The sequence below is a fragment of the Comamonas sp. UBA7528 genome (genome assembly GCF_002479375.1).
Taxonomy (GTDB): Bacteria; Pseudomonadota; Gammaproteobacteria; order Burkholderiales; family Burkholderiaceae_C; genus Comamonas.
This window is the reverse complement of sequence record NZ_DLMU01000010.1, coordinates 11564-38179: the sequence shown is the minus strand read 5'-3', so window position 1 is coordinate 38179 and position 26616 is coordinate 11564. Positions and strand designations below refer to the sequence as shown.

At 65.3% G+C, this 26616-nt stretch carries 25 protein-coding genes; 19 read left to right on the top strand and 6 right to left on the bottom strand.

The window, feature by feature from the left end; translation table 11 throughout:
• Nucleotide 1 precedes the first annotated feature (1 nt).
• The 5 genes from B3349_RS13155 to B3349_RS13135 all read left to right on the top strand — a co-directional run bounded on the left by B3349_RS13155 (nucleotide 2) and on the right by B3349_RS13135 (nucleotide 4324).
• The gene (locus tag B3349_RS13155; protein ID WP_291589298.1) at nucleotides 2–1066 is read left to right on the top strand and encodes an alpha/beta hydrolase family protein; all 1065 of its coding nucleotides are present in this window, start codon (nucleotides 2–4) and stop codon (nucleotides 1064–1066) included.
• A complete protein-coding gene (locus tag B3349_RS13150) occupies nucleotides 1063–1902 on the top strand; it encodes an acyl-CoA thioesterase (protein WP_414646894.1) in 840 nt (279 codons plus the stop codon). The genes B3349_RS13155 and B3349_RS13150 overlap by 4 nt, the downstream gene beginning before the upstream one ends.
• A 66-nt stretch (nucleotides 1903–1968) precedes the next feature.
• A complete protein-coding gene (locus tag B3349_RS13145) occupies nucleotides 1969–2754 on the top strand; it encodes an enoyl-CoA hydratase (RefSeq protein WP_291589296.1) in 786 nt (261 codons plus the stop codon).
• A 227-nt stretch (nucleotides 2755–2981) separates the two neighbouring features.
• Nucleotides 2982–3464 carry a thioesterase family protein gene (locus tag B3349_RS13140; RefSeq protein WP_066541517.1) on the top strand — a complete coding sequence of 161 codons (483 nt, stop codon included), beginning with the start codon at nucleotides 2982–2984 and terminating at the stop codon, nucleotides 3462–3464.
• 242 nt (nucleotides 3465–3706) lie between these two features.
• Nucleotides 3707–4324 carry a bactofilin family protein gene (locus B3349_RS13135; RefSeq protein WP_291589295.1) on the top strand — a complete coding sequence of 206 codons (618 nt, stop codon included), beginning with the start codon at nucleotides 3707–3709 and terminating at the stop codon, nucleotides 4322–4324.
• Nucleotides 4325–4434: 110 nt separating this feature from the next.
• Here B3349_RS13135 and B3349_RS13130 read toward each other — a convergent pair whose 3' ends face one another.
• Nucleotides 4435–4857 carry an acyl-CoA thioesterase gene (locus B3349_RS13130; RefSeq protein WP_066540928.1) on the bottom strand — a complete coding sequence of 141 codons (423 nt, stop codon included), beginning with the start codon at nucleotides 4855–4857 and terminating at the stop codon, nucleotides 4435–4437.
• A gap of 44 nt (nucleotides 4858–4901) precedes the next feature.
• Between B3349_RS13130 and B3349_RS13125 the strand changes: the two genes are divergently transcribed.
• Nucleotides 4902–6758: an ABCB family ABC transporter ATP-binding protein/permease gene (locus tag B3349_RS13125; RefSeq protein WP_291589292.1), complete on the top strand. Its 1857-nt coding sequence runs from the start codon at nucleotides 4902–4904 to the stop codon at nucleotides 6756–6758.
• A 90-nt stretch (nucleotides 6759–6848) separates the two neighbouring features.
• The gene (locus tag B3349_RS13120) at nucleotides 6849–7823 is read left to right on the top strand and encodes a 2-hydroxyacid dehydrogenase (RefSeq protein WP_291589291.1); all 975 of its coding nucleotides are present in this window, start codon (nucleotides 6849–6851) and stop codon (nucleotides 7821–7823) included.
• Nucleotides 7824–7915: 92 nt separating this feature from the next.
• On the opposite strand, the gene B3349_RS13115 is transcribed toward B3349_RS13120, so the two are convergent.
• The gene (locus tag B3349_RS13115; protein WP_291589289.1) at nucleotides 7916–9028 is read right to left on the bottom strand and encodes a malate/lactate/ureidoglycolate dehydrogenase; all 1113 of its coding nucleotides are present in this window, start codon (nucleotides 9026–9028) and stop codon (nucleotides 7916–7918) included.
• A gap of 263 nt (nucleotides 9029–9291) precedes the next feature.
• On the opposite strand from B3349_RS13115, the gene B3349_RS13110 reads away from it, so the two are divergent.
• Nucleotides 9292–11133 carry a Na/Pi cotransporter family protein gene (locus B3349_RS13110; RefSeq protein ID WP_291589288.1) on the top strand — a complete coding sequence of 614 codons (1842 nt, stop codon included), beginning with the start codon at nucleotides 9292–9294 and terminating at the stop codon, nucleotides 11131–11133.
• Nucleotides 11134–11343: 210 nt separating this feature from the next.
• Here B3349_RS13110 and B3349_RS13105 read toward each other — a convergent pair whose 3' ends face one another.
• From B3349_RS13105 to B3349_RS13095, 3 genes are read right to left on the bottom strand one after another with little or no spacing between them, the layout of a single operon-like run.
• Nucleotides 11344–12381 carry a DctP family TRAP transporter solute-binding subunit gene (locus B3349_RS13105; protein ID WP_291589287.1) on the bottom strand — a complete coding sequence of 346 codons (1038 nt, stop codon included), beginning with the start codon at nucleotides 12379–12381 and terminating at the stop codon, nucleotides 11344–11346.
• A gap of 44 nt (nucleotides 12382–12425) precedes the next feature.
• Nucleotides 12426–13724 carry a TRAP transporter large permease gene (locus B3349_RS13100; protein ID WP_291589286.1) on the bottom strand — a complete coding sequence of 433 codons (1299 nt, stop codon included), beginning with the start codon at nucleotides 13722–13724 and terminating at the stop codon, nucleotides 12426–12428.
• Nucleotides 13721–14284 (bottom strand): TRAP transporter small permease, encoded by a 564-nt coding sequence (locus B3349_RS13095; RefSeq protein WP_291589285.1) that lies wholly within the window; start codon nucleotides 14282–14284, stop codon nucleotides 13721–13723. The genes B3349_RS13100 and B3349_RS13095 overlap by 4 nt, the downstream gene beginning before the upstream one ends.
• A gap of 1074 nt (nucleotides 14285–15358) precedes the next feature.
• On the opposite strand from B3349_RS13095, the gene B3349_RS13090 reads away from it, so the two are divergent.
• From B3349_RS13090 to B3349_RS13070, 5 genes are all read left to right on the top strand, one after another.
• A complete protein-coding gene (locus B3349_RS13090) occupies nucleotides 15359–16300 on the top strand; it encodes a LysR substrate-binding domain-containing protein (RefSeq protein ID WP_291589283.1) in 942 nt (313 codons plus the stop codon).
• Nucleotides 16301–16588: 288 nt separating this feature from the next.
• Complete coding sequence (locus tag B3349_RS13085) at nucleotides 16589–17488, top strand: amino acid ABC transporter substrate-binding protein (RefSeq protein ID WP_291589281.1); 900 nt, start codon at nucleotides 16589–16591, stop codon at nucleotides 17486–17488.
• A 106-nt stretch (nucleotides 17489–17594) separates the two neighbouring features.
• Complete coding sequence (locus B3349_RS13080) at nucleotides 17595–18350, top strand: amino acid ABC transporter permease (RefSeq protein ID WP_218334232.1); 756 nt, start codon at nucleotides 17595–17597, stop codon at nucleotides 18348–18350.
• A gap of 1 nt (nucleotide 18351) precedes the next feature.
• Nucleotides 18352–19023, top strand: coding sequence for an amino acid ABC transporter permease (locus tag B3349_RS13075; protein ID WP_291589278.1), 672 nt, complete (start codon nucleotides 18352–18354; stop codon nucleotides 19021–19023).
• Between the two features lie 32 nt (nucleotides 19024–19055).
• Entirely contained in the window at nucleotides 19056–19793 is a 738-nt protein-coding gene (locus tag B3349_RS13070; RefSeq protein ID WP_115594620.1) for an amino acid ABC transporter ATP-binding protein, read from the top strand.
• Nucleotides 19794–19877: 84 nt separating this feature from the next.
• Here the strand turns inward: B3349_RS13070 and B3349_RS13065 are convergent, their stop codons facing one another.
• Nucleotides 19878–20714 (bottom strand): IclR family transcriptional regulator domain-containing protein, encoded by an 837-nt coding sequence (locus B3349_RS13065; protein ID WP_291589275.1) that lies wholly within the window; start codon nucleotides 20712–20714, stop codon nucleotides 19878–19880.
• Nucleotides 20715–20867: 153 nt separating this feature from the next.
• Between B3349_RS13065 and B3349_RS13060 the strand changes: the two genes are divergently transcribed.
• From B3349_RS13060 to B3349_RS13035, 6 genes are all read left to right on the top strand, one after another.
• Entirely contained in the window at nucleotides 20868–21866 is a 999-nt protein-coding gene (locus B3349_RS13060; RefSeq protein WP_291589272.1) for a Bug family tripartite tricarboxylate transporter substrate binding protein, read from the top strand.
• Nucleotides 21867–21963: 97 nt separating this feature from the next.
• Nucleotides 21964–23016, top strand: coding sequence for a dihydroorotase (pyrC, locus tag B3349_RS13055; protein WP_291589270.1), 1053 nt, complete (start codon nucleotides 21964–21966; stop codon nucleotides 23014–23016).
• A gap of 236 nt (nucleotides 23017–23252) precedes the next feature.
• A complete protein-coding gene (locus B3349_RS13050; RefSeq protein WP_291589268.1) occupies nucleotides 23253–24257 on the top strand; it encodes an NYN domain-containing protein in 1005 nt (334 codons plus the stop codon).
• Nucleotides 24258–24280: 23 nt separating this feature from the next.
• Nucleotides 24281–25156 (top strand): DUF3025 domain-containing protein, encoded by an 876-nt coding sequence (locus B3349_RS13045; protein ID WP_414646893.1) that lies wholly within the window; start codon nucleotides 24281–24283, stop codon nucleotides 25154–25156.
• A 76-nt stretch (nucleotides 25157–25232) separates the two neighbouring features.
• Nucleotides 25233–26108 carry a protease HtpX gene (gene htpX, locus B3349_RS13040; RefSeq protein WP_291589264.1) on the top strand — a complete coding sequence of 292 codons (876 nt, stop codon included), beginning with the start codon at nucleotides 25233–25235 and terminating at the stop codon, nucleotides 26106–26108.
• A 152-nt stretch (nucleotides 26109–26260) separates the two neighbouring features.
• The coding region (locus tag B3349_RS13035) for a YXWGXW repeat-containing protein (RefSeq protein ID WP_291589262.1) at nucleotides 26261–26616 on the top strand (356 nt) is incomplete at its 3' end.

Genomic DNA, 26616 nt, shown 5'->3' with positions numbered 1-26616 from the left:
CATGACCACCCTTCTGCAACCAGTCGGGTGGACCGAAGCCCAGCTGGCCGCGCCGGGCAGCGATGCCCGGCTGGCGCTGCGCCATTGCCTGCCCACCGACGCGCCCGTGCGCGGCCGGGTGGTGCTGGCGCCGGCCGTGGGCGTGCCACAAACCTTTTATGCAGCGTTTGCCGAATGGCTGGCCGCACGCGGTCTGGCCGTGACCACTTTTGACTACCGGGGCCATGCAGCCTCGCTGCAGGGCCCGCTGCGCCAGGCCAAGGCCGATCTGCTGGACTGGGCCCAGGACTGCCTGGCCGTGGCCCAGCACCTGCGCGCGCTCGACGCAGCCGAGGGCCTGCAGCGTCCGGTGCTGTGGGTGGGCCACAGCGTGGGGGCGCAGCTGCCGGGCCTGTGCCGGCCGGCGCTGCCGGTGGACGGCATGCTGACCGTTGCCAGCGGCAGCGGCTACTGGCGGGACAACGCTCCGCCGACCAAGCGCAAGGCGCTGCTGTGGTGGTGGTGCATACAGCCTGTGATCACGGCGTTGTGCGGCTGTCTGCCGGGCAAGCGCCTGGGGCTGATTGGCGATCTGCCGGCGGGCGTGGTCTGGCAGTGGCGGCGCTGGTGCATGCACCCCAGCTACAGCCTGGGCGTGGAAGGTGAGCGTGCACGCCAAAGCTATGCCGCAGTGCGCTATCCGGTGCATGCGCTGTCGATGACCGACGACGAGATGATGTCCTGGAACAGCACGCGTTCGCTGCTGAGCTGGTACCGCAACGCCCCCCAGGTGCTCGAACGGGTGCGGCCTGCCGATGCCGGTCAGCCGCGCATCGGGCATTTCGGGTTTTTCCGCCGTGACATGGCTACTACGCTGTGGCCGCGTGCGGCGGCCGTGCTGGAGCAGTGGCTGGGCCCGGCAGGTGACATGCAGGGACTGCCGCGGCGACCGCATGGCGGCTCGGCGGTGGCGCCTGCGAGTCAGGCGGCCCAGGCGGAACCCGCTACAGTGGTGGCAAAGCATTGCCCCCCTGCTGCGCCCTCGATGGCGGCAGGGCAGGGTGATCTGTTCACGGAGGCAACATGACAGATTCGAGCACCACCCCAGGCCATGCGCTGGACGCCATGCTGGCGCTGCAGCCGCGTGAGCCCGGGGTTTACGAAGGCCATACCCACGCCGGTTACTGGAACATGGTGGGCCCCTACGGGGGCGCCACCGCTGCGCTGATGCTGCACGGTATCTTGCAGCACCCGGACTGCCTGGGCGATCCGGTGGCGCTGACGGTGAACTTTGCCGGCCCGGTGGCGGCGGGGCCCTACCGCATCGAAGCCACCCCGGTGCGCACCAACCGCTCCACCCAGCACTGGACGGTGGTACTGCTGCAGGATGACGAGAACGGCGAGCAGCAGGTCACCACCACGGCGACGGCCGTGACGGCAGTGCGGCGCGACACTTTCAGCATCGAAGACGGCCGTCCGCCCCACATGCCCGATCCCGCCACCTGCGAGCGTTTTGACACCACCGGCGCCATGGAATGGCTGCAGCGCTACGACATGCGCGTGGTGACCGGTGCCATTCCCAAAGTGTGGGACGACAGTGCGCACGAGCCCGTGAGCCAGCTGTGGGTGCGCGACAATCCGCCGCGTGCGCTGGACTTTCCGGCGCTGGCGGCGCTGTGCGACGTGTTCTTCCCCCGCGTGTGGCTGCGCCGTGCGCGGCGGGTGCCGGCGGGCACGGTGTCGATCACGACCTACTTCCATGCTGACCGTGCGCAGCTGGCTGCGCAGGGCGACCAGCATGTGCTGGGCCAGGCCGATGCCCAGGCTTTCCGCAACGGCTTTTTCGACCAGACCGCGCAGGTCTGGGATGCGAAAGGCCAGTTGCTGGCCACGTCGCACCAGACCGTGTACTACAAAGAGTGAAGCATCGCTGTGTGCAGCCAGGCTGCGCAGCGTGCTGATTTTTCCTTCTCCCCAGGAAGCCTACCCATGAGCGATACCACCACCGATATCCTGGTCCACACCGAAGCCGGTGTGCGCACCATCACCTTCAACCGCGTCGACAAGAAGAACTCCATCACGCAACTGATGTACGGCGCCATGGCCGATGCCCTGGCCAGCGCCGCCACCGATGACGCGGTGCGCGTGGTGGTGATCCAGGGGGATGCCACCATCTTCAGTGCCGGCAATGACATCGGCGACTTCCTGAACCGCCAGGACGGCCAGGGCCTGCCGCAGGAAAGCCCCACCTTCCGCTTCCTGCACGGCATTGCCAGTTTCCCCAAACCCCTGCTGGCGGCCGTGGCCGGACCGGCCGTGGGCATCGGCACCACCTTGCTGCTGCACTGCGACCTGGTCTACGCTGGTGACAACGCCGCGTTCTCCATGCCTTTCGTGAACCTGGGCCTGTGCCCGGAAGCGGCTTCCAGCCTGCTGCTGCCGCAGATGCTGGGCTACCACCGTGCCGCCGAAGCCCTGCTGCTGGGTGAGCCCTTCATGGCCGAGGCCGCGCTGGAAGTGGGCCTGGTCAACCGCGTGTTGCCGCCCACCGAGGTCAATGCCTATGCCCAGGCCCAGGCCAAGAAGCTGGCGGCCAAGCCCGTGAGCGCGCTGATCGAGACCAAGCGTCTGATGAAGGGTGGGCAGCAAGCCGCCGTGAAGGCACAGATGGCCGAAGAAGGCGCCAGCTTTGGCCGCATGCTGACGGCCCCCGCGGCCAAGGAAGCCTTCACCGCGTTCATGCAAAAGCGCAAGCCCGATTTCAGCCACTGCTGAGACCGGCAGGCCGGGGGCTCCGGCCGCTTCCCGCAGCGCCATCCGGCGAAGCGGTGCTTGATCCCCTGTCCCACGGCCCACAGCATCTGCTGCGGGCCGCTTTCGTGGGACCCTTTGCACACTCGAAAAGAGGAGCATCCTGTGTGCCTGCCGTGCCGGATTCCGAAGCGCAAGGACTGGAATCCGGGGCCGCATAGCCACAGGCTGTTCCTGGACAGGACATGGACATGCCCCAGACCCCCGCGGTTCCCACGGCGTTCGAGCCGGAATTCATTGCCGCCATGCGCCAGCTGACGGAAGAGCTGATCAGCTTCCACAAGGTGCTGGGCCTGCAACTGGTCTCCGTCACCCCACAGGAGGCCCAGGCGCGCATGGTGATGAAGCCCGAACTGGTGGGCCACTTTGGCTACAACCGCCTCCACGGCGGCGCCATCAGCGCCGCACTGGATGCCATGGGTGGCGTGGCGGTGATGGCCGCCATTGCCGCCAAGCACATGGACGAGCCGGTGGTGCAGCGCATGCAGCGTTTTGCGCGCCTGGGCACCATCGACCTGCGGGTGGATTTTCTGCGCCAGGGGATTGGCGAGGTGTTCAGTGTCCAGGCGCGTGTGCTGCGCCTGGGCTCGCGCGTGGCATCCACGCGCATGGAATTCCTGGGTGAGGACGGCACGTTGCTGACCGCCGGTGCGGCGGCCTACATCGTCTCGTAATCACGGCCGACACAAAGCCGGCCGGGCGCGGCACTGCCGCACGCACATTGCGGTTTCATGATGTGCTAAGCCCAAGTGCTGGCGAAGCGCGCCGCACCAGCACCGCATGCTCTCAAAATACTTGCAAACGAAAGAACTGCAAGTGCATGTTGCATGTGCGATTTTTGCTTACAACTCTTGCGATCTTGCTGTCTTCGTTGCACAACATCCTTTCTAGGATGCAGCTTTTCGCAGGAGGACCCATGGCAGTGCAGAACCCCTTTTTCGGCAAGCGCGACAACGACACTTTTTCCACCCGTACCTCGACCAGCGGCAGCGCGCTGGGCACAGGCAGTTCCAGCAGCTACGGCAGCACATCCAGCACATCCAGCACCAGCATGTCTTCCACCAGCCCCCGCTCCAGCACCTCTTCTGCATCCAGTGACAGCAGCGGCAGCAAGCTCACCGTCGGCCCCAACATCAAACTCAAAGGGGTGGAAATCACCGACTGCGACACCCTGGTGGTGGAAGGCACGGTCGAGGCGACCATGAACTCCCGCGTGATCCAGATTGCCGAGCAGGGCGCATTCCGTGGCTCTGCCGAGATCGACATTGCTGAAATCCACGGTGAATTCAATGGCAACCTGACCGTGCGCCAGAAGCTGGTGATCTTCAGCACCGGCAAGGTGAGCGGCTCCATCCGCTACGGCAAGATCGTGATCGAGGAAGGCGGCCAGCTCAGCGGCGACATCCAGGTGGGGGCAGGTACGGCCTCCAGCTCTGGCAGCGCATTCTCCAGCAGCAGCGCCACTGGCGCGTCCAGCAGCACCGGCCTGCAGCTGGCGGACGAGACCTCGTCGTCCTCCTCGCTGGCCGTTTAAGCCAGCCACGCCCTCCTGTGGTGCAGGAGGGCGGCCACCGCTGAAGGCCGGGATCTTTCTCCCGCAGTGCTGCAGGCCGGTGTGCCGTGGCCTCAGGCAGCACAGGCGTTTCAGTTGCCGCTGACTTCGGGCGGAATGGCGCGCGGACGGCCGGCTTCGTCGATGGCCACATAGGTCAGCGTGGCTTCGGTCACCTTGATGTAGCGGCCCTGGCGCTGGATGCGCTCGGCATAGACCTCCACCTCCACCGTCACCGAGGTGCGGCCCACATGCGACAGGTGGGCATAGAACGACAGCAGATCCCCCACGCGCACCGGCTGCTTGAAGATAAATTCCTTCACCGCCACCGTGGCCATGCGGCCCTGCACGCGGCGCGCCGGCAGCACGGAGCCGGCCAGGTCGACCTGCGACATCACCCAGCCGCCAAAGATATCGCCATTGGCATTGCAGTCGCCGGGCATGGGAATGACCTTGAGCACCAGCTCCTTGTCTGTGGGCAAGGTGACATGGGCGGGGGAGTTGGGAGTGGACATGGGCACAATCTCGCAAAACAACAAAACTGCGAAATTGTCACCGCATGCGCCACCACGCCGCTCCCCCCGATCCCATTTCCACGACCACGCCCCAGGCTTCTGGCCGTGACGCCGCCACGCTGCGCCGTTTGCTACCCTATCTGTGGGAATACAAATGGCGGGTGATCGCCGCCCTGCTGTTCATGGTGGGGGCCAAGCTGGCCAATGTGGGCGTGCCGGTTCTGCTGAAGAACCTGGTGGATGCGCTGACGCTGAAGCCTGGCGATCCGCTTGCCATCCTGGTGGTGCCCGTGGGCCTGCTGCTGGCCTATGGCCTGTTGCGGCTATGCACCTCGCTGTTCTCGGAGCTACGGGAGCTGGTGTTTGCCAAGGCCACCCACGGCGCGGCACGCAGCATCGCGTTGGCGACCTTTCTCCATCTGCATGCCTTGAGCATGCGTTTCCATCTGGAGCGCCAGACCGGCGGCATGACCCGCGACATCGAGCGCGGGGTGAAGGGTGTGGAGTCGCTGATCTCGTACTCGCTCTACAGCATCGTGCCCACGCTGATCGAGGTGGCGCTGGTGCTGGGCATCATGGCCGTGCAGTTCGACCCCTGGTTCGCCGCCATCACCTTGGCGGCGCTGGCCGTCTACATCACCTTCACCGTCAAGGTGACGGAGTGGCGTACCCAGTTTCGCCGTGCGGCCAACCAGCATGACTCGGCCGCCCACACCCAGGCGATCGATTCGCTGATCAATTACGAAACCGTCAAGTACTTCAACAACGAAGCCTTCGAAGCGGCGCGCTACGACGAGAACCTGGAGCGCCTGCGCAAGGTGCGCCTCAAGAGCCAGAGCACCCTGACGCTGCTCAACAGCGGCCAGCAACTGGTCATTGCCGTGGCGCTGGTGGCCATTCTGTGGCGTGCCACCCAGGGCGTGGTGGCGGGCACGCTGACGCTGGGCGATCTGGTGATGATCAATGCCTTCATGATCCAGCTGTACATCCCGCTGAACTTTCTGGGCGTGCTCTACCGGGAGATCAAGCAAAGTCTGGTGGACCTGGACCGCATGTTCACCTTGATGGACAAGGAACGCGAAGTGGCCGATGCGCCGGATGCTGCGCCGCTGCAGCTGGCGGGGGAGCCGGCCGTGCGCTTTGAACAGGTGCGCTTTGCCTACGACCCCGCACGGCCCATTCTGCAGGATGTGAGCTTCGAGATTCCCGCGGGCAAGACCGTGGCCGTGGTGGGGCCCTCGGGCTCCGGCAAGAGCACGCTGGCACGGCTGCTGTTCCGTTTCTATGACCTGCAGGGCGGGCGCATCACCATGGCCGGCCAGGACATCCGCCATGTCACGCAGGACAGCCTGCGGTGCGCGATCGGCATCGTGCCGCAGGACACGGTGCTGTTCAACGACACGGTGGAATACAACATCGCCTATGGCCGGCCCGGCGCCAGCCACGACGAGGTGGTGGCCGTGGCCCAGGCGGCCCGCATTCATGACTTCATTGCGGCCACGCCCCAGGGCTATGCCACACGCGTAGGGGAAAGAGGCTTGAAGCTGTCCGGTGGTGAAAAGCAGCGCGTGGCCATTGCCCGCACGTTGCTGAAGAACCCGCCGGTGCTGATTTTTGACGAGGCCACCTCTGCGCTGGACAGCGCCAATGAGCGGGCCATCCAGGCGGAGCTGGCCCAGGTGGCGCGCAACAAGACCACCTTGCTGATCGCCCACCGGCTGTCCACGGTGGTGGATGCCCACGAGATTCTGGTGATGGAGGCCGGCCGCATCCTGGAGCGTGGCCGCCACAGCGAGCTGCTGGCGCTGAACGGGCGCTATGCCCAAATGTGGGCCTTGCAGCAAAGCGGGGAGGCGGATGCCCGCGAAGGTGGCACGGAAGCTGCACCGCTGAAGGCATAGCACGTCCACATGTTCTATATCAGCACGGCCACGCGCAGGGAATGCGGTACGGTCGGGGCTGTGTTTCCTGCGTTCCCCTGAAAGACTCTCATGACTTCCGCTACCGCACCCGTCGCCGCCGTCTCCCGTCCCATCCTGCTGATCAACACCGTCGTTGCCGATGAGGATCTGCAGCAGATCGCCCAGCGCCTGCCCGGTCTGGAACTGGTCTACGCGCCCGAACCCGCCGAGGCCGAGGCCGCATTGCAGCAGCACGCTGCGCGCGTGCAGGTGGTGCTGACCATCGGCTCCGTGGGTCTGAGTGCGGAGCAGATGGACCAGCTGCCTGCTTTGCAACTGGTCTGCGCACTGGGGGCCGGCTACGAGAAAGTGGACGTGGCCCATGCCCGCACGCGTGGCATTGCCACCGGCAACGGTGCGGGCACCAACGACAGCTGTGTGGCCGACCATACCCTGGCCCTGGTGCTGGCCAGCGTGCGCCAGCTGGACTATTACGGCGCACAGCTGCGTGCTGGGGTGTGGCGCACCGAACTTGCTCTGCCCGGCGGCATCACCGGCAAGCGCCTGGGCGTGCTGGGTCTGGGCACCATCGGCCGCAAGATTGCGCTGCGCGCCCAGGCGTTCGAGATGGAGGTGGGCTACCACAACCGCTCGCCGAAGGCCGATGCACCGTGGGCCTACTTCGACAACCTGCTGGCGCTGGCGGAATGGGCCGATGTGCTGGTGGTGGCCACGCCCGGCGGCGCCGGGACCCTGCACCTGGTGGATGCCGCCGTGTTGCGCGCCCTGGGCCCGCAAGGCCACCTGGTCAACATCGCCCGCGGCAGCGTGGTGGATACCCAGGCCATGGCTACGGCGCTGCGCAGCGGCGAGCTGGGTTTTGCCGCGCTGGATGTGTACGAGAGCGAGCCGCTCGCGCCCCAGGATCTGCTGGATCTGCCCAATGTGCTGCTGACGCCGCACGTGGCCGGGTGGTCGCCCGAATCGGTGCAGGCCACGGTGGACCGCTTCGTGGCCAATGTGCAGGCCCATCTGGCCGGTCGTCCGCTGGTCTCGCCGGTCTGAGCGGTCTGAGCGGTCTCTGCCGGCCGTCATGCAGCAGCCTGTGCGCCGGCATGCCTGTCCGCAAGGCCAGGGAGTGGGCAGACGCCGCCTGATCAGGAAGCGGGCTGCACCAGGGCGGACAGCGGCCCCGGTCCGCTGCCGCGTGCGGCCTGCACCTGGGCCGCTGCACGGTCCAGCTCGGCCAGCGTGGCGGCGTCCAGGGGAATGGCCTGGGCGCGGGCACGGCGCATGGCCTGCTCGGGCTCACCGGGCACGGCGATACCGGTCACGCCGGGCTGGCATTCGGCCGAGCGCACCCAGTCGATGAACGCCTGCACCTCGTGGCCCAGCGTGGCGCTGCTGCCCAGGCGGGCCGGGTCGAACACGATGGCCAGCATGTTGTTCCACACGCCCGCGTTGCGCTGCAGTGTGGCGGGGCGGATGGTCTGGCCGCCCGCCACGGCCGCGCCCAGCAGTTCGCACATGAAAGCCAGCGCATAGCCTTTGTGCCCGGCCACCGGGCCGCCGAAGGTCTGCAGCGCACCCATGCCGTCACCGGTGGCAGGGTACATGGCCTGCGGGTCGGTGGTGGGCGCTCCGTCGGCATCCAGCAGGCAGCCGGCCGGCACGGCGTGGCCCTGGTTCAGCGCCACGCGCACCTTGCCCATGGCGATGGCACTGGTGGCGAAATCCAGCAGCAGCGGGGGAGCACCTTCGACCGGCACGCCGATGGTGAAGGGGTTGGTGCCAAAGCGGGCCTGCCGCCCGCCCCAGGGCGCGACCAGGGCACTGGAGAGCACGTTCACAAAATGGATGGCAATCAGCCCGGCGCTGCAGGCCTGCTCGGCCCAGTGGCCCACGCGCCCGATGTGGTGGCTGTGGTGCAGGCCCAGGATGCACACCCCGTGCTGCTGTGCGCGGGTGATGGCCAGGGCCATGGCTTCCTCGGCCACGGCCTGGCCCATGCCGCACTGGCCGTCCAGGTTCAGCAGGCTGCCGCCGTCGTGCACCACGCGCACCGACTGGTTGAGCTGCAGTGCGTCGGCCTGCCAGGACAGCACATAGCGTGGCACCATGCCCACGCCGTGGGAGTCGTGGCCGCTGAGGTTGGCCTGCACCAGGTGGTCGGCCGTCAAGGCCGCTTCGCGGGCGTTGGAGCCGGCAGCGGTCCACAGGTCCTGCACCCAGCGGTGCAGCGTGGCGGGAGCAATCAGGGCATGGGACATGGCGGCAAGGGGGAAGCGAAGGTGCTGCCAGCTTGCAAAGCGCGCAGCGCAGCGGCAACCCGGGAAACCATGAGGTGCCGTCGCACAGGTGTCGCATTGCGCGGTGCCCGCGGGCAGGCAGCAATGGCGTCGCAAGAGGCGGTTGATGCAGGTCAAGTGCAGGCAGGCCCTGAAATGGGCCGCTTCCGCTAAGCTCAGCCGCTTTTCCATATGCCTGTCATATGCTTTCCATATGACCGCCGTATGACAAGGGGAGTTCCTCCGTGCTGGCCGCAGCGTATTCCACGTATTCCAAACATTCGCTGATTGCGCTGGCCGCCGGGGCGCTGGCCTGGTCGTTCTGGTTCAGTCCGGGCTGGCTCACGCTGTGCGCCGGTCTGGCGCTGTTCCTGTTCGGCATGCAGCAACTGGAGCAGGGTCTCAAAAGCCTGGCGGGCGGGCGCCTGCAGACGTTGCTGGCCGCCAGCACGGCGACCCCGGGCAAGGGCCTGCTGTTCGGCTGTGTGGCCACCTTTCTGCTGCAGTCCAGCACCTTGGTGTCGCTGCTGACGATTGCGTTTTTGAGCACCGGCCTGATCACTCTGGCAGGCAGCCTGGCCGTGCTGTTTGGCGCCAATCTGGGGGCCACCAGCGGCATCTGGCTGCTGGCCATGGCCGGCCAGAACCTGAGCATGGCGCCACTGGCCATGCCGCTGCTGGTGTTCGGGGTGCTGCTGGGCTTTTCCGGCGCCCGTGGCGCGGCCATCGGGCGGCTGTTGCTGGGCATCGGCCTGATCTTTCTGGGCATTGACGAGATCAAGCAGGGCTTCACCAGCTTTGGCGACATGGACCTGCAGCGTTACAGCGCCGAGGGCCTGCAGGGCGCGCTGCTGTTCGTGGCCGTCGGGGCGCTGATCACCGTGGTGGTGCAGTCCAGCCACGCCACCCTGATGCTGACGCTGGCGGCCCTCGGCAGCGGCCAGCTGGAGCTGCAGCAGTCGCTGTGCATCGCGATCGGCTCCAATGTGGGCTCCAGCGTGTCCACGGCCGTGATGGGCATGATCGGCAGCAGCCGCAGCGGCCAGCGCCTGGCCATTGCCCATGTGGTGTTCAATTGCAGCACGGCCGTGGTCAGCTTTGCGCTGCTGTCACCGCTGAGCTGGCTGGTGGTGCAGGCCACGGGGTGGTTTGGCGCGGGCAGCAATCTGCTGATCCAGCTGGCGCTGTTCCATACGCTGTTCAATGTGCTGGGGGTGCTGCTGTTCTGGCCCTGGCAGCCGCAGCTGGCGGCGGCGCTCACGCGCTGGCTGCCGGACAAGGCCGAGCCTGCCGTGCTGATTGCCACCCAGACCGAGCAGGCCGCCGAAGCCACCCAGGCCCGCTACCTGCAGACCAGTGCGCTGCAGACCACCGAAAGCGCGGCCCGCGCCGTGGCCCAGGAGCTGCAGCACATGGGGCGGCTGAGCCTGGAAGTGATCTGCCATGCGCTGTACTGCCCCTTGGCCATGCTGGAAGACCCGCCGCGTGATGATGCCCAGTTGCGCGCCCGGGTGGAGCTGCAGCGTGTGGATGCCGACCGGCTCTACCAGTTGCACATCAAGGGCGTCTACGCCCAGCTGCTGGCCTTCATGGGCAAGGTGGACCTGCCGACCGACCTGGCCCAGCAACAGTTCTGGCATGACAGCCAGGTGGCTGCCTTCCAGATGGTGGATGCCGTCAAGAACGCCCACCGCCTGCAGCGCAATATGCACCGCTACCTGCCGGAGCCCACCGAGAGTGCGGCACGGCGCAGCTATATCGAGCTGCGCCACCATGTGCTGCTGGCACTGCGCGATGTGCGCGCACTGGGCCGCTCCGATGCGCCGGACACCGAATGGGCGGCCCAGCTGCAGGCACTGGACGACCGCAACCAGAACTTTGCCGACCAGTTCCGCCAGCACCTGTTTGCCGGCATCCGCAGCGGGGCCTTGCCTGGCCTGGTGGCCAGCTCGCTGATGAACGACCTGGGGTTTGCGCAGCGCATGCTGGCCAGCCTGCGCCAGGTGCTGCTGCTGGGCGAGGGCCACGCAGTGGCGCGCCAGATGGAAGTACTGATGGGGGAGGCGCCGCTGATCGAAGGGCTGTGAGTGCGAGGTGCTGCCGGCTCCGAGCCGCGAGCGCCGGCAGAAGCCGGACAGACCTGCAGCGCCCTGTGCAGCGAACCGGCAAAGCGGAGGGAGCTGCGAATGACCGCCGCGCGCATTTCGCCTTCTCTCCGATGAGGGCAGCCTGCGGAAGTGGCCTGTGCAACCCGGGCACACCGCTGTCATGCCGCAGCGATGCGCCCGTTGCGTCGCTTACTTGCGGCTGCCGGCGATGGCCTTCTCGGCCATGTCCACCAGGTTGGTGCCGATCTGGGGCTTCCACTTGGTGTAGACGCTCTTGGTGGCGTCGGCAAACACCTTGCGCTGTGCCGGGTTCAGATCGGCCACGGTCACGCCCAGGCCTTCCAGGTCCTTGACCAGGGGCTTGCCGGGCTCCACCAGCCCCTTGCGTGCGATGGCGATCTGTTCCTTGGCCGCATCCAGTGCGGCCTGCTTGACGATGGCCTGGTCGGCCGGTGTCCAGCTGGCCCACACGTCCTTGTTCACCACAAACACCAGCGGGTCGTTCATGTAGCCCCACAGCGTCATGTGCTTCTGGCCCACGGACTGCAGCTTGGCGGCCATGTACACGGCAATCGGGTTTTCCTGGCCGTCCACGGCACTGCTGGCCATGGCGGGCTGGGCGTCGGCCCAGCTCATCTGCGTGGGATTGGCACCCAGGGCGGTGAAGGTGTCCAGGAACAGCGGCGAACCGACGACGCGGATCTTGAGGCCCTTGAGGTCTTCGGGCTTGGTGATGGCCTTCTTGGAATTGGAAATCTCGCGGTAGCCGTTCTCGCCCCAGGCCAGCGGCAGCACACCGGCCTTGTCGATGGTCTTGAAGATTTCCTTGCCGGTGTCGCCTTGGACCACGGCGTCCACGGCGGCGTAGTCGGGGAACAGGAAGGGCAGCGAGAACAGGTTCAGCGCCTTGACCTGGGGCGACCAGTTGATGGTGGAGCCCACGGCCATGTCGATCACCCCCTGGCGGATGGCGCTGAATTCACGCGTCTGGTCGCCTTGCACCAGCGAGGTGCCCGGGTAGAGCTTGATGTTGATGCGGCCCTGGGTGCGCTCACGCACCTTGTCGGCCCAGATCTCGCCGCCCTTGCCCCAGGGGAAGGCGGTGCCCAGCACCAGGGACATGCGGTATTCGCTCTTGTACTTGGTCTCGGCCATGGCGGAAGGCAGGGCAAAGGCCAGGGTGGCGGCGGCCGCCACGGCGGTGGTCAGGAAAGTGCGCAGTTGCATGGTTTTGTCTCCTTATAGGTTGGGAATCGGAACCGGGGGAACACTCAATAGCCCAGCTTCGCCGGGAGCCACAGTGCCAGCTGCGGGAAGGCAATGACCAGCACCATGACCAGGAACATGGCCAGCAGCATCCAGCCCACCCAGCGCACGGTGGACTCCATGCGCACACCGGCGATGCGGCAGGACACCATCAGGTTGACCGCCAGCGGCGGGGTGAACTGGCCCAGCGCCACCTTGAGCGTGAGGATCACGCCGAACCACACGGGGTCCCAGTGGTAGTGGTTCATGATGGGCAGCAGCAGCGGCACAAAGATCAGGAAGATGGAGATGCCGTCCAGGAACATGCCCACGGTGATGAGCAGCAGGATCAGCAGCGCCATCACGCCGTATTCGCCCAGACCGGAATTCACGATGGCGGCGGCCACCGGGTCGATCACGCCCAGGGTGGACAGGGAGAAGGCAAAGATGCCGGCCAGTGAGACCACGATCAGGATCACGGCGGACAGCTCACCCGCTTCGCGCAGGATGGGGTAGAGGTCGCGCACGCGGATGGTGCGGTGGATGACCATGCCCACGAACAGGCCGTAGAACACGGCCACCACCGCGGCTTCGGTGGGGGTGAACCAGCCGGCGCGCATACCGCCCAGGATCAGCACCGGCGCGGCCAGGCCCCAGGAGGCTTCCTTCAGGCTCTTCCAGAAAGCCGGGCGGGGCAGGGTGGCTTCCAGTGCCCCCATCTTGTGGTGGCGCGCCATCCACACGGCCGGCACGATCAGGGCAATCCCCGCCAGCACGCCGGGCACCATGCCGGCGGCAAACAGGGCCGGCACCGAGGCGCCGGGCACCAGCACCGAGTAGATGATGAAGGCCACGGATGGCGGGATCAGGATGTCGGTCGCTGCGGCGGCGCCCACCACGCTGGCCGAGAAGCTCTTGGGGTAGCCGGCGCGGCTCATGGCGGCAATCATCACGCCGCCCACGGCGGCGGCGTTGGCCGGCCCGGAGCCCGAGATGCCGCCCAGGAACATGGCTACGCAGATGGCCACCAGCGGCAGCATGCCGGGGCCTCGGCCCACGATGGCGATGGCGAAATTGACCAGGCGCAACGCCACGCCCGAGCGGTCAAAGATGGAGCCCACCAGAACGAACATGGGGATCGCCAGCAGCGGGTACTTGCCCAGGCCGGCATAGAAGTTCTGCGGCACGGCCAGCAGGCCAAACCACTGGGTGTCGGCATTGGCCAGCGCAATCGCGGCCGAACCGGCCAGACCCAGGGCGGCGCCAATGGGCACGCCGACGAACATCAGGCCCAGAAAGGCCAGAAACAGCAGGGTGGCGATCATGGAGCCTCCTTGCCGGAGGCTTCGATGGTCTCGTCTTCGATGAAGGCGCCGGGCTTGCCCTGGCGCACAAACAGGCCCAGGGCGCGCAGGGTGATCAGGGCCGACACCAGGGGCAGCCAGATCGAATACCACCACTGCGGCACACCGATGCCGGGCGAGGTCTCTTCAAAGCGGTAATCGTCCCAGACCACACGCACGCTGAGCACGGCGATCACCGCAAACAGCAAGGCCACCATCAGCGTGCCGAAGCGCGCCAGGGCGCGGCGGCGGGCCACGGAGCCCCGGTCGGCAAAGAACTCGATGCGGATGTGCTGGTTGCGCGCCACCGCCCCGGAGCCGGCCACCAGGGCCAGCAGGATCATCAGGAACACCGAGATTTCCTCGGTCCAGGCGAAGGAGGAGTCGGTGAAGTAGCGCACCAGCACATTGGCAAAGGTGATCAGGGCCAGTGCGGCCATGATGGCCACCGTCAGCCAGTCTTCGATGCGCAGGGAGCGAGGCTCATCCGGGCGCGCGCCGGCATCGGCCGCACCTTCGGTCTCGGGAGGAATGGAGGACATGAACGCGGGAAGTCAGAAAAACACACATGGTTGAAATGCAGTCCCTCTACCGCCGCGGCGTTGTGCACCGTGAGGTGTGGAGTGGAGAGCGCACCGGTGGGTGCGCTGGGGCATTATCGAGGAACAACGCGGCATGGCCTGTCGCCAAACAATAGGCATTTCCCTTGGTTTGGAGCATCCGCGCAACGCAAGCGCAGCGATCGCCGGCTGCCTGCGGCGGTCGGTGGGCACGGCAGCGGCCTCACCCCTTGAACGCCAACCGCCCTGGAAGGAGCCGGTGTGCAGAGGGGCGGTCGGTGCCGCTTCGGCGGCTGTCACGCCGGGCGCCATGGGTGTGGGCCAGGGGGGCGCGCCGGGTGGCACCTCCTGGTGCGATATCACCAGCAGGGCGTCACGCCACGTTTTTTTGCCCACCTTGGGGCTGTTGCGCCCGGTGGTGGCGCTGGCTGCGGCAGACTTCTTGACGCGCGGTGCCTTGGTCGGGGATTTGTCTGGTGCGGCCCGTCTTGGCGGTGGATTGGGCGGAAGCAGATGGTGCCACCGGCTTTTTCGCGGCAGGCTTTGGGGTGGCGGCGCGTGACTGCACGATCTCCTGCGCCAAATCGGTTGCCGCGCGTTGGGTGCGCGCCAGCTGCCTGGGGGGCCTTCCACACCGCGCATGGCGATGTCGGCCTTGCCTGGCGCCCGCTTGGCAGCAGGTGCTTTCTTGCTGGCCTGGCCAGGAGTGCTTTGCACTTTTTCAAATTGCGCCTCGAAACGGCCCAGCACTTCCTGCATCACATCGGCTTTGACGTCGGTGCGGATGTTGGCGTTGCCCGTCACCTTGCGTGGGTGGCCGGAGCGGTCGCGGTGCGCACGGTCTGGTGCTGGTAGAGGTCGCGGTACTTGTCGCGCAGCGGCAGGCTTTCGCTTCAGTCCGTGCCTACAGCACCATGCCGGTGCGTGGCGATGTGAAAGCTGGTGTGCGCGCAAGGGCCACAGGACGCGGCGGTTGCTTGCACTTTCCCGGTGCGTGGCAGGGCGTTGCATACCAACTATGCATTCCATGCATAGCGCTCGCGGATAATGGCGAACATGGAAACCAAATGGCTCGAAGACTTTGTCAGCCTGGCTGAAACCCGCAGTTTCAGCAGGTCCGCGCAACTGCGTCATGTCACGCAACCGGCGTTCTCGCGGCGTATCCAGGCGCTGGAAGCCTGGGCAGGCACCGATCTGGTGGATCGCAGCTCCTATCCCACACGGCTGACCCCCGCCGGCAAGACCATGTACGACCAGGCGCTGGAGATGCTGCAGTCGCTGCAAAGCACGCGCACCATGCTGCGCTCGCACGTCAGTGCGGGCAAGGGCATGGTCGGTTTTGCGGTTCCGCACACGCTGGCGTTCACCTTTTTCCCTGCCTGGGTGTCGGCCTTGCACGAGCAGTTCGGGCCCTTCAAGAGCCGCCTGATCGCGCTGAATGTGCATGACGCGGTGATGCGCCTGGTGGAGGGTGGCTGTGACCTGCTGATCGCCTACCACCACTCTTCCCAGCCGCTGCAGCTGGACGCCAACAAATACGAAATGGTCAGCCTGGGCCAGGAGCTGCTGGCCCCGTACTCCAAGCCGGACGGGCAAGGGCGCCCGCTGTACGCGCTGCCCGGTACGGCGGGGCAGCCGCTGCCTTTCCTGGGCTATGCACCCGGCGCCTACCTGGGCCGCGTGACCGAGCTGATCCTGAAGGATGCGGGCATCCCCATTCACCTGGACCGGGTGTACGAAACGGATATGGCCGAAGGCCTGAAAGCCATGGCATTGGAAGGCCATGGGATTGCCTTCCTACCCTTCAGTGCGGTACGCAAGGAACTGGAGAGCGGGCGCCTGGTGCAGGCGGCTCCGGTCGAGCTGACCCAGTTCCAAATGCCTATGGATGTCAGGGCTTATAGGGAAAAACCTGTCGGCAAGGATGGGGGCAACAGCGTTGCCCATGCACTGTGGACGTTTTTGCAGGAACAGGGCGCCGGAACACTGCCCGCCTGATGCAGGACGTGCATACTTTCCAAACAACGCGGCATTGGCGGAGAGTGGCTACTTGCATATGATGCGGCAACCCGAAACCCGGGCAGAACCTGGCATGAAAATTTCTTACCTAGAGATTTACACGCATACAGGTCAAATCCTGACGACACGGTCACCTGGCGGACACATACTGCGATCCTGCGTAAGCTTGGTTGCACAATGTGCTCCCAGGATGTGAGCATGGCAGGCATCGCCGGTGGTGCGGCCTGCCGTCCTGCGTTGGACCCTATCTATTGAGGAGATACAGATATGAAGAAGCATTTGCTGGCCGTTGCTGTGGCCGCTCTGGCTGCAGGCAGCGCGATGGCGCAAGCCAATGACACCCTGGCCAAGGTCAAGTCCTCCGGCAGCATCACGCTGGGCGTGCGCGAGTCCTCGGGCGCCCTGGCCTATACGCTGGGTGACGGCAAGTACGTGGGTTTCCACACCGAGATGGCCGAGAACATCGTCAAGGACATCCAGAAGCAGCTGGGCGTGGCCAAGGTCGACGTCAAGTACCAGCCCGTGACTTCGCAAAACCGTATCCCCCTGGTGGTGAACGGCACGGTGGACCTGGAGTGCGGCTCCACCACCAATGACCTGAACCGCCAGAAGGACGTGGACTTCGCCAACACCACCTACATGGAGCAGGTGCGCATTGCGGTGAAGGCCACCTCCGGCATCAACGACATCAAGGACCTGAACGGCAAGACCGTGGCCACCACCACGGGCACCACTTCGGTGCAACTGCTGCGCCAGAACAAGCGTGCCGAAGGCATCGACTTCAAGAACATCATGGGCAAGGACCACGCCGACAGCTTCCTGCTGCTGGAAACCGGTCGCGCCGATGCGTTCGTGATGGACGGCTCCATCCTGATGGGCAACATCTCCAAGTCCAAGGCCCCCAAGGACTTCAAGCTGGTGGGTGAACCCCTGTCGACCGAACCCATCGCCTGCATGGTGCGCAAGAGCGATCCGGCCTTCCTGAAGGCCGTGAACGACTCCATCGCCCGCCAGGTCAAGGACGGCTCGCTGGAGAAGCTGTACGACAAGTGGTTCATGCAACCCATCCCGCCGGCCAACCAGAAGGTGGGTCTGCCGCTGTCGGAGTCGACCAAGAACGCCTGGCTGCACCCCAACAACAAGCCCAAGGAAGATTTCAACAAGTAAATCGGCCCGGTGACGCCCCTGCGGTGCCTGGCATCGCCAGGGGCGTTTTTTGTTGGGCGGGCGCCGTGGGCCGCGCCCGTAGTTGAAATTTTGTGAAGGAAATCCTATGGCATGGGATTGGCAGATGTTCTGCGAAGACACCCTGGAGCGCACGCAGGTGCAAGGGTGTTTCGGCAAGAACGGTGACATCACCTACCTGGACTGGATGTTGTCGGCCTGGGGCTGGACCATCTCGGTTTCGTTGCTGGCACTGCTGCTGGCATTGGCGGCGGGTATCGTGATCGGCACATTGCGCACTTTGCCCGACCACCCGTGGGTCGTGCGCTTTGGCAATGCATGGGTGGAGTTTTTCCGCAACATCCCCCTGCTGGTGCAAATTTTTCTCTGGTACCACGTGGTGCCTTCGCTGTTCCCGGCGATGAAGTCGGTTTCCGGCTTTGTGCTGGTGGTGCTGGCTCTGGGCTTTTTCACCTCGGCGCGTATTGCCGAGCAGGTGCGCTCCGGTATCCAGGCGTTGCCGCGTGGTCAGCGTTATGCCGGTATGGCCGTGGGCTTCACGACCTGGCAGACCTACCGCTATGTGCTGCTACCCAATGCGTTCCGCATCATCATTCCGCCGCTGACCAGCGAGACGATGAACATCTTCAAGAACTCGTCCGTGGCGTTTGCCGTGTCGGTGACCGAGCTGACCATGTTTGCCATGCAGGCCCAGGAAGAAACCGGCCGGGGCATTGAGGTCTACATGGCGGTGACAGGTCTGTATGTCATCTCGGCCTTTGCGATCAACCGCATCATGGCTTTCATCGAGAAGCGCTCCCGCGTGCCGGGCATGATCAGCGCATCGGGTGCGGGAGGACACTGATATGAACTTGGCACTCGACTTCTCGTTCTATAACTGGGACCTGATCCAGAACTTCATCCTCAAGGGGCTGATGTTCAGCGTCACCCTGACGGTGGTGGCCACGCTGGGCGGCATCTTCTTCGGCACCCTGCTGGCGCTGATGCGCCTGTCGGGCAAGCAATGGCTGATCGTGCCCGCCACGGTCTACGTCAACGGCATGCGCTCCATCCCGCTGGTGATGGTGATCCTGTGGTTCTTCCTGCTGGTGCCCCTGGTCATCGGCCGTCCGATTGGCGCCGAGCTGTCGGCGGTCATCACCTTCGTGGCTTTCGAGGCGGCGTATTTCTCGGAAATCATGCGGGCCGGTATCCAGTCCATCCCGCGTGGCCAGGTGTTTGCCGGCCAGGCGCTGGGCATGACCTATGGCCAGAACATGCGTCTGGTGGTGCTGCCACAGGCTTTCCGCAACATGCTGCCGGTGCTGCTGACGCAGACCATCATCCTGTTCCAGGACACCTCGCTGGTCTACGCCATTGGCGCCTACGACATGCTCAAGGGCTTTGAAGTGGCGGGCAAGAACTATGGCCGCCCGATGGAGGCCTATATCGCTGCCGCCGTCATCTACTTCATCATCTGCTTCGCTCTGTCGTGGCTGGTGAAGCGCCTGCACAAGAAGATCGCCATCATTCGCTGAGCGGCGTATCACCCAGACTCTGAGGAATACTCATGATCGAACTCAAAAACGTTTCCAAGTGGTACGGCAGCTTCCAGGTGCTCAACGACTGCTCCACCAGCATCAACAAAGGTGAGGTGGTGGTGGTGTGCGGCCCGTCGGGCTCCGGCAAGTCCACGCTGATCAAGACCATCAACGCGCTGGAGCCGGTGCAAAAAGGTGAGATCTATGTGAACGGCACCGCCGTGCACGATCCCAAGACCGATCTGCCCAAGCTGCGCTCCAAGGTGGGCATGGTGTTCCAGCATTTCGAGCTGTTCCCCCACCTGACGGTGACCGAGAACCTGACCATCGCCCAGATCAAGGTGCTGGGTCGCTCGGCCGACGATGCCAAGGTGCGTGGCCTGAAAATGCTGGACCGCGTGGGCCTGACCGCCCACAAGGACAAGTTCCCAGGCCAGCTCTCCGGTGGTCAGCAGCAGCGCGTGGCGATTGCCCGTGCGCTGTCCATGGACCCCATCGTGATGCTGTTTGATGAGCCCACTTCCGCACTGGACCCCGAAATGGTGGGCGAAGTGCTGGACGTCATGGTGGGCCTGGCCAACGAAGGCATGACCATGATGTGCGTGACGCACGAAATGGGCTTTGCCAAGAAGGTGGCCAGCCGCGTGATCTTCATGGACGTGGGCGGCAAGATTCTGGAAGACTGCACCAAGGAAGACTTCTTTGGCAAGCCCGACGAACGCCAGCCGCGTACCAAGGACTTCCTCAGCAAGATCCTGCAGCACTGACCGGATCGCAGGTCCCGCACAAAAGGAGCACCCCAGGTGCTCCTTTTTTTTCATGGCGCCAGAAACGGGTGGGTTGGGCTACCGTCAGAAGGTGAAGCCGTGAAAGCGCTCTCGGCCTGCGATCAAGGCTTGCAGCTGCTGTGCCGCGGCTTGCAAGGGCGGGAGAAAGCGCGACTGGATGTCGTGCGCGCTGTGGCGTCCTTGCACCATGGTGATGCTCAAGGCCGCCAGGGTCTTTCCCGAGGCGCCGTGGATGGGGACGGAGATGCCGCAAAAGCCTTCGGCCAGCTCGCCCGTGAGCAGGCACCAGCCTTGTTGGCCGACCTGGTGAAAGATCTGCAGTAGCTGGGCCGTGTCCGTGACCGTCTCCCTGGTGAACGCCCGGGGTGGGTGCGCACGCAGATGGGCCTGTTGTGCCACGGCGGGTTGTGCGGCCAGCAGCACCCGCCCCATCGAGTGGGCCGACGCCGGGAGCCTGCGGCCGATGTCGACGTTGACGCGCAGCATGCGCGCCGGTTCGTGCCGCGCCACGATCACCACATGCCCCTCATCCCACACCCCCAGCGAGCAGGCTTCTGCCACCTGTTCGCCCAAAGCCTGCAAGGTGCCATGGGCGAGCTGCGGCAGGCTCATGGCGGCGTAGTAGGCAAATCCCAGGTCCATGACTTTGGGGGTGACCCGGTATTCGGTGCCTTCGTTGCACAGGTAACCCTCCAGCTGCAGCGTGATCAGCAGGCGCCGGGCAGCGGCACGCGTCAGGCCCAGCCGCAGCGCGGTTTCCTGTGCGGTCAGCGTCGGTGTGCCCTCGGCAAAGACACGCAGCACGGCCAGGCCGTTGGCCAGTGACTCCAGGCGTTCGCTGTGCAAGGCAGAGGTGGGCGATGTGTCCGCGGCGGCAGAGGATGGGGGGCGTGAAGGCATGGTGCGGGCGGTTGGCAACTGTCACCTGCTGGACGCAGGAATGGAAGGAAGTCCGATAGCATTATTTACGAACAAATGTTCGCAACCTAATGCTGCTTGGCAGATACGCGACACCTCAGAAATTGCGTACGCCATTCTTTCGGAGACTTTCCCATGTCCAACACTTCCTCTTTTCTGGCCCGTCGTTCGGCCTGTATGGCAGCCGTCGCGCTGCTGGCTGGTACCTGGAGCGCGACGGCGCTGGCGTCCAATGCCGGGGCCTATCCCAACCAGCCCATCAAGCTGATCGTACCGTTCCCGCCGGGAGGCCCAACGGATACGGCCGCGCGCATTCTGGGTCAGCACATGGGTGAGACCCTGGGCAAGCCCATGGTGGTGGAAAACCGCGCCGGAGCCTCGGGTCTGGTGGGGACCGAGACGGCCGCCAAGAGCCCCGCGGACGGCTATACGCTGGTGATGCTGGCATCGCCCACGGTGTTGGGGGACAAGCTGTATGGACAGAAGCGCTACGACCTGCTGAAGGACTTCGCGCACATCGGCGTGGCCTACGATCTGCCCATCGTGATGGTGGTGAATCCCAAAGTCCTGGATGTGCAGGACCTTCCGCAGTTGATTGCGGCCTCCAAGAAGCAGGTGCTCAACTACAACAGCGCCGGCTCCGGCAGTTTTGGCCACCTGTCGACCGAGTTGCTGAAGAGCCAGGGCAAATTCGAGATGCTGCACATCTCCTACAAGGGCAGCGCCCCGGCCATGACCGACCTGCTCGGCGGCCAGGTGCCCATGATGTTTTCGGACATGATTGCCGCGCTGCCGCACATCAAGTCGGGCAAGCTGCGTCCGATCGCGGTGGGCTCGCCCCAGCGCGTGGTGTTCACTCCGGATGTGAAGACCGTGGCCGAACAAGGCTTCCCGGGCTTTGACGCGGTGGCATGGGGCGGTCTGATGGCGCCACGCGGCACACCGCAGCCTGTCATGGACCAGTTGACCGCCGCCTTGAAGAAGGCGTTGGAAGACAAGAGCGTGCAGGAGAAGCTGCAGCAAGTGGGCACCACCGCGGCCTTTGCCCCCGGTGCCGCCATGCACAAACGCATTTCCAGCGACCTCGGCAAGTGGGGCAAGGTGATTACCGACAACCACATCACCAACAACTGATGCGCGGGCGGGGCATTGCCCCGCTGCCGTCAATGGGCATACAAAGCGGTGGCGCAGCCCAGCGCAGAGTGGGGTGGTAATGGGACAATAGGATCCCATGACCGCCCCACTCGACACCCTCACCATCACCCGTCCCGACGACTGGCACCTGCATGTGCGCGACGGGGAAGCCATGCGCGCCGTGGTGCCGCACAGCGCCGCACAGATGGGCCGCGCCATCATCATGCCCAACCTGAAGCCGCCGGTGACCACGGCGCAGATGGCGGCCGATTACCGCGAGCGCATCCTGTCCGTCTTGCCCGCCGGCAGCGCCTTCCAGCCGCTGATGACGCTGTACCTGACCGACAAGCTCTCTCCGGCCGACATCGTGGCCGCGAAGGCGGCCGGCGTGGTCGCCTGCAAGCTGTACCCGGCAGGGGCGACGACCAACAGCGACCATGGCGTGACCGACATCCGCAAGATCTATCCCACGCTGCAGGCCATGCAGCGCGAAGGCCTGATCCTGCTGGTGCACGGTGAGGTGACCGATCCCGCGATCGACCTGTTCGACCGCGAAGCCGCCTTCATCGACCAGCAACTGATTCCGCTGCGCCGTGATTTTCCCGAGCTGAAGATCGTGATGGAGCATGTCACCACGCTGGAAGCCGCCGAGTACGTGGCGGCTGCCGACCGATTTCTGGCGGCCACCATCACCCCCCAGCATCTGCTGTTCAACCGCAATGCCATTTTCATGGGGGGCATTCGCCCACACTACTACTGCCTGCCGGTGTTGAAGCGCGAAACCCACCGCCTGGCGCTGGTCAAGGCGGCCACCAGCGGCAGCCCCAAGTTCTTCCTGGGCACGGACAGCGCGCCGCACGCAGCCCACCTGAAAGAGCACGCCACCGGCTGCGCGGGCTGCTACAGCGCGCATGCGGCCATCGAGATGTATGCCGAGGCGTTTGACAATGCCGGTGCGCTGGACAAGCTGGAAGGCTTTGCCAGCTTCCATGGCGCCGACTTCTACGGTCTGCCGCGCAACACCGGCACCTTGACGCTGCGCCGTGAAAGCTGGACCCCGCCGGACAGCTTTGCCTACGGCGAGGCGCAACTCAAACCGCTGCGTGCCGGCGACACTCTGCCGTGGCGCGTGGTGTCCACACAGGACTGAGTGGCATGGCGCCGCCTGCCGCTGGACACTCTCCTGTGACGGCAGGCAAAGTGCAGAGGGCTGGTGCACAGGTTGCAAAGACCTGACGGCCAGCACCCTCGCGTTCAGCGGCCGGCCACAGCTTGCGCGGGTGCCTGTGGGGCCTGCTTGGCTGCACGGCCCTGGGCTGGCAGGGTTTCGCCAAGACAGGGGCTCGTGTAGGCTGTGGGCAGATTCCTGAAGGAGAGCCTGCAGCCATGGCAGAAACCCAGTTGCGCATCGCCCTGTTGATCGACGCCGACAACGCGCCGGCCGAGATGATCGACGAGATCCTGAACGAGCTGTCCACCTTGGGTGTGATCAACATCCGCCGTGCCTACGGCAACTGGACCAAGGCGGGGCTCAAGAGCTGGGAATCCAAGCTGCTGGAATTTGCGCTGCGCCCCATGCAGCAGTACGACTATTCCAAACGCAAGAACGCCACCGACATGGCCATGACGGTGGATGCCATGGAGCTGCTGTACACCGAGAAGCCGGATGCATTCGGCATCGTCTCGTCGGACGCCGATTTCACCCCGCTGGTCATGCACCTGCGTGCCAAGGGAGCGGCCGTCTATGGCTTCGGCATGACCCAGACGCCCAAGCCCTTCGTCAACGCCTGCTCGCGCTTTCTGTACCTGGAGGCGCTGGGTAGCCTGTCGGGCAAGGATGCGGAAACCCAGATCGAAGGCGAGGGTGGGACCGGCAGCAGCACGGTGGAGCCACGGCCCGCGCCGCCACGCATCGAAGCGGCCGCAGCCGGCGGCAAGTCGGCCGAGCGGGCGACCTCTGCGGTCGTGCCTGCTCTGGTGTCATCACCCGCCCCGACGGCCCATGCCGGTCCCCCGGTGGCGGTGGTGGCCCCTGCCAAGCTACCCCAGCAGGGGCTGCGGGTGCCGGGCGGCGAACTGCGCCAGGACCACCGGCTGATGCACCTGCTGCGCGATGCCGTGCAGGCCATGCAGGATGAAGAGGGTTGGGCCTCGGTGGGCGCACTGGGCACGCAGATTGCCAACAAGGCCTCGTTTGACGCCCGCAACTATGGCTATGCCACGTTGTCCAAGCTGCTGGCGGCCACCCAGGCCTTCGAGATGCGCGACGAGGGCACCTCGCGCGTGGCGGTGCGTGGCAAATGGGCGCACAAGCCGAATGCTGGCAACGGCAACGGCAACGGCAACGGCAACGGCAACGGCAACGGCCATCATCGCACCGTCGGCAACTGAGCCGTGGCCTGACAATCGGGGCCATGCCTGCCGCCTTTTCCGCCTGCCCACCCGGCCCGCCGCTTGCCTTGCCCCCAGACTGGGGTGCCATCGACTGGTCCCGCCCCTGGCTGGAGAGCCTGCGTGCCGTGGGTGAGCCCTTGGCGCAGCAGGTACGCCAAGGGCGGCCGGTGCATGCCGTGCTCAACAGCGCGGCGCCCCCTGCGCTGCGGGCCATCGGTCTGCGCTTTGTGCCCCAGGCCGATCTGCCCACAGGCATGGCCTATGAAGCCTTCATCCATGCACAGCGCTGCGTGCCCACGCGGGACAATTTCCATGATTTCTTCAACGGGCTGGTGTGGCTGCACTGGCCCCAGCTCAAGCTGCAGATGAACCGGCTGCAGGCAGCTGAAATTGCCAGCGCGGGCGTGGTGGCGCGGCGTGGGCCATTGCGCGATGCACTCACGGTGCTGGACGAAAACGGTGCCGTCTGGTGGGCGCCGCAGCCACTGATCGATGCGCTGCGCGCCCGCGACTGGCTGCGCCTGATGGTGGCGCTGCGCCCGTTGTGGGCGCACAGCCGCCTGTTGCCAGTGGGCCATGCGCTGCTGGAAAAGCTGGTGGTGCCGCGCAAACCCATCACCGCCCACCTGCTGTGCCTGCCGACAGACGGGACAGAGGCGCTGCCCAGCTGCGCCGACATGCCTGCTCTGTGCGATGCTGCGCTGGCCCGCCAGCCCATGCTGCAGGCCGCCGCCTTGGCGGCCAAGCCATTTGCCCCGCTGCCCGTGCTGGGGGTGCCGGGGTGGTGGCCGGAAAATACGAACTTTTCCTTCTATGATGACTCTCTCGTATTTCGCGGCCAGCGTCCCAGCAATACCACGATAACTTTGGGGCCTGCAGAGGTGACAACCGCTTGAAATTGCAGGGTCCGGCCCCATTTCACCTGCTGTAGGGCTTTGTCCTGTTTTCCCCCCGCGTGGAGCAACAACCCCCATGAAACGTATTGCACTTTTTCTTCTGACCAACATCGCCGTCGTGGCGGTGCTCGGCATCACGGCCAGCCTGCTGGGCGTGAACCGCTTTCTGACCGCCAATGGCCTGAACCTGGGCGCCTTGCTGGGCTTTGCCTTCATCATGGGTTTTGGTGGCGCCATCATCTCGCTGCTGATCTCCAAGCCTGTGGCCAAGTGGAGCTCGGGCGTGCACGTGATCGATCAGCCCCGCAACGCCGATGAAGCCTGGATCGTGCAGACGGTGCAGAACTTTGCACAGAAGGCCGGCATCGGCATGCCCGAAGTCGGCATCTACGAAGGTGAGCCCAATGCCTTCGCCACCGGCGCCTTCAAGAACAACGCGCTGGTGGCGGTGTCCACCGGCCTGCTGCAAGGCATGACGCGCGAAGAGGTGGAGGCCGTGATCGGCCACGAAGTGGCCCACATCGCCAACGGCGACATGGTGACCATGACGCTGATCCAGGGGGTGATGAACACGTTTGTGGTCTTCCTCTCGCGCGTGATCGGCTATGGCGTGGACAGCTTCCTGCGCAAGGGTGACTCGCAAAGCTCGGGCCCAGGCATCGGCTACTACGTGACCACCATCGTGATGGACATCCTGCTGGGCTTTGTGGCAGCCATCATCGTGGCCTGGTTCTCGCGCCAGCGTGAATTCCGTGCCGACGCCGGTGCGGCCCAACTGATGGGCCGCAAGCAACCCATGGTCAATGCGCTGGCCCGCCTGGGCGGCATGGTGCCCGGCGAGCTGCCCAAGAGCATGCAGGCCATGGGGATCACTGGCAATATCGGCAAGCTGTTCTCCAGCCACCCGCCGATCGAAGAGCGCATTGCTGCGCTGCAAAACAGCGCCCAGTAAGCCGCTCGCTGCTTGTTGGCCGGCGCCGCCTGAACGGGTTGGCAGCAACAATTCGAGCGAGGTCTTTACCCTCGCTTTACGCCCCAGATGACAACCCCGGTCAGCATATGACCGGGGTTGTTCGTTATAGGTGTATCTACTGGAGCCACTGTATGACTCAGACCGTTGTTTCCCCTGCTGCGGGCCCTGCCCGCCATGCGGCCCAGCCCGCCGGCCGGGTGCTGGCGGTTTTGGTGGCTGCCGTGGGTGCTGCCGCACTGACTGGCTGTGTGGTGCCGCCGGTGGACAGTGGGTACAGCAGCGCGGGCTATTACGACGCCAGCACCGTGGTCTACACCCAGTACGGCTCGCCCCCGCCACCCCGTGTGGAATACCGCACGGTGTCGCCGTACCCGGACTATGTCTGGGTGGGTGGGGACTGGTTCTGGGGAGGCAGTCGCTACGACTGGCGCCCGGGACGTTGGGAGCCGCCGCATCGCGCACCGCTGTGGCGGGAGCCGGCACGTCC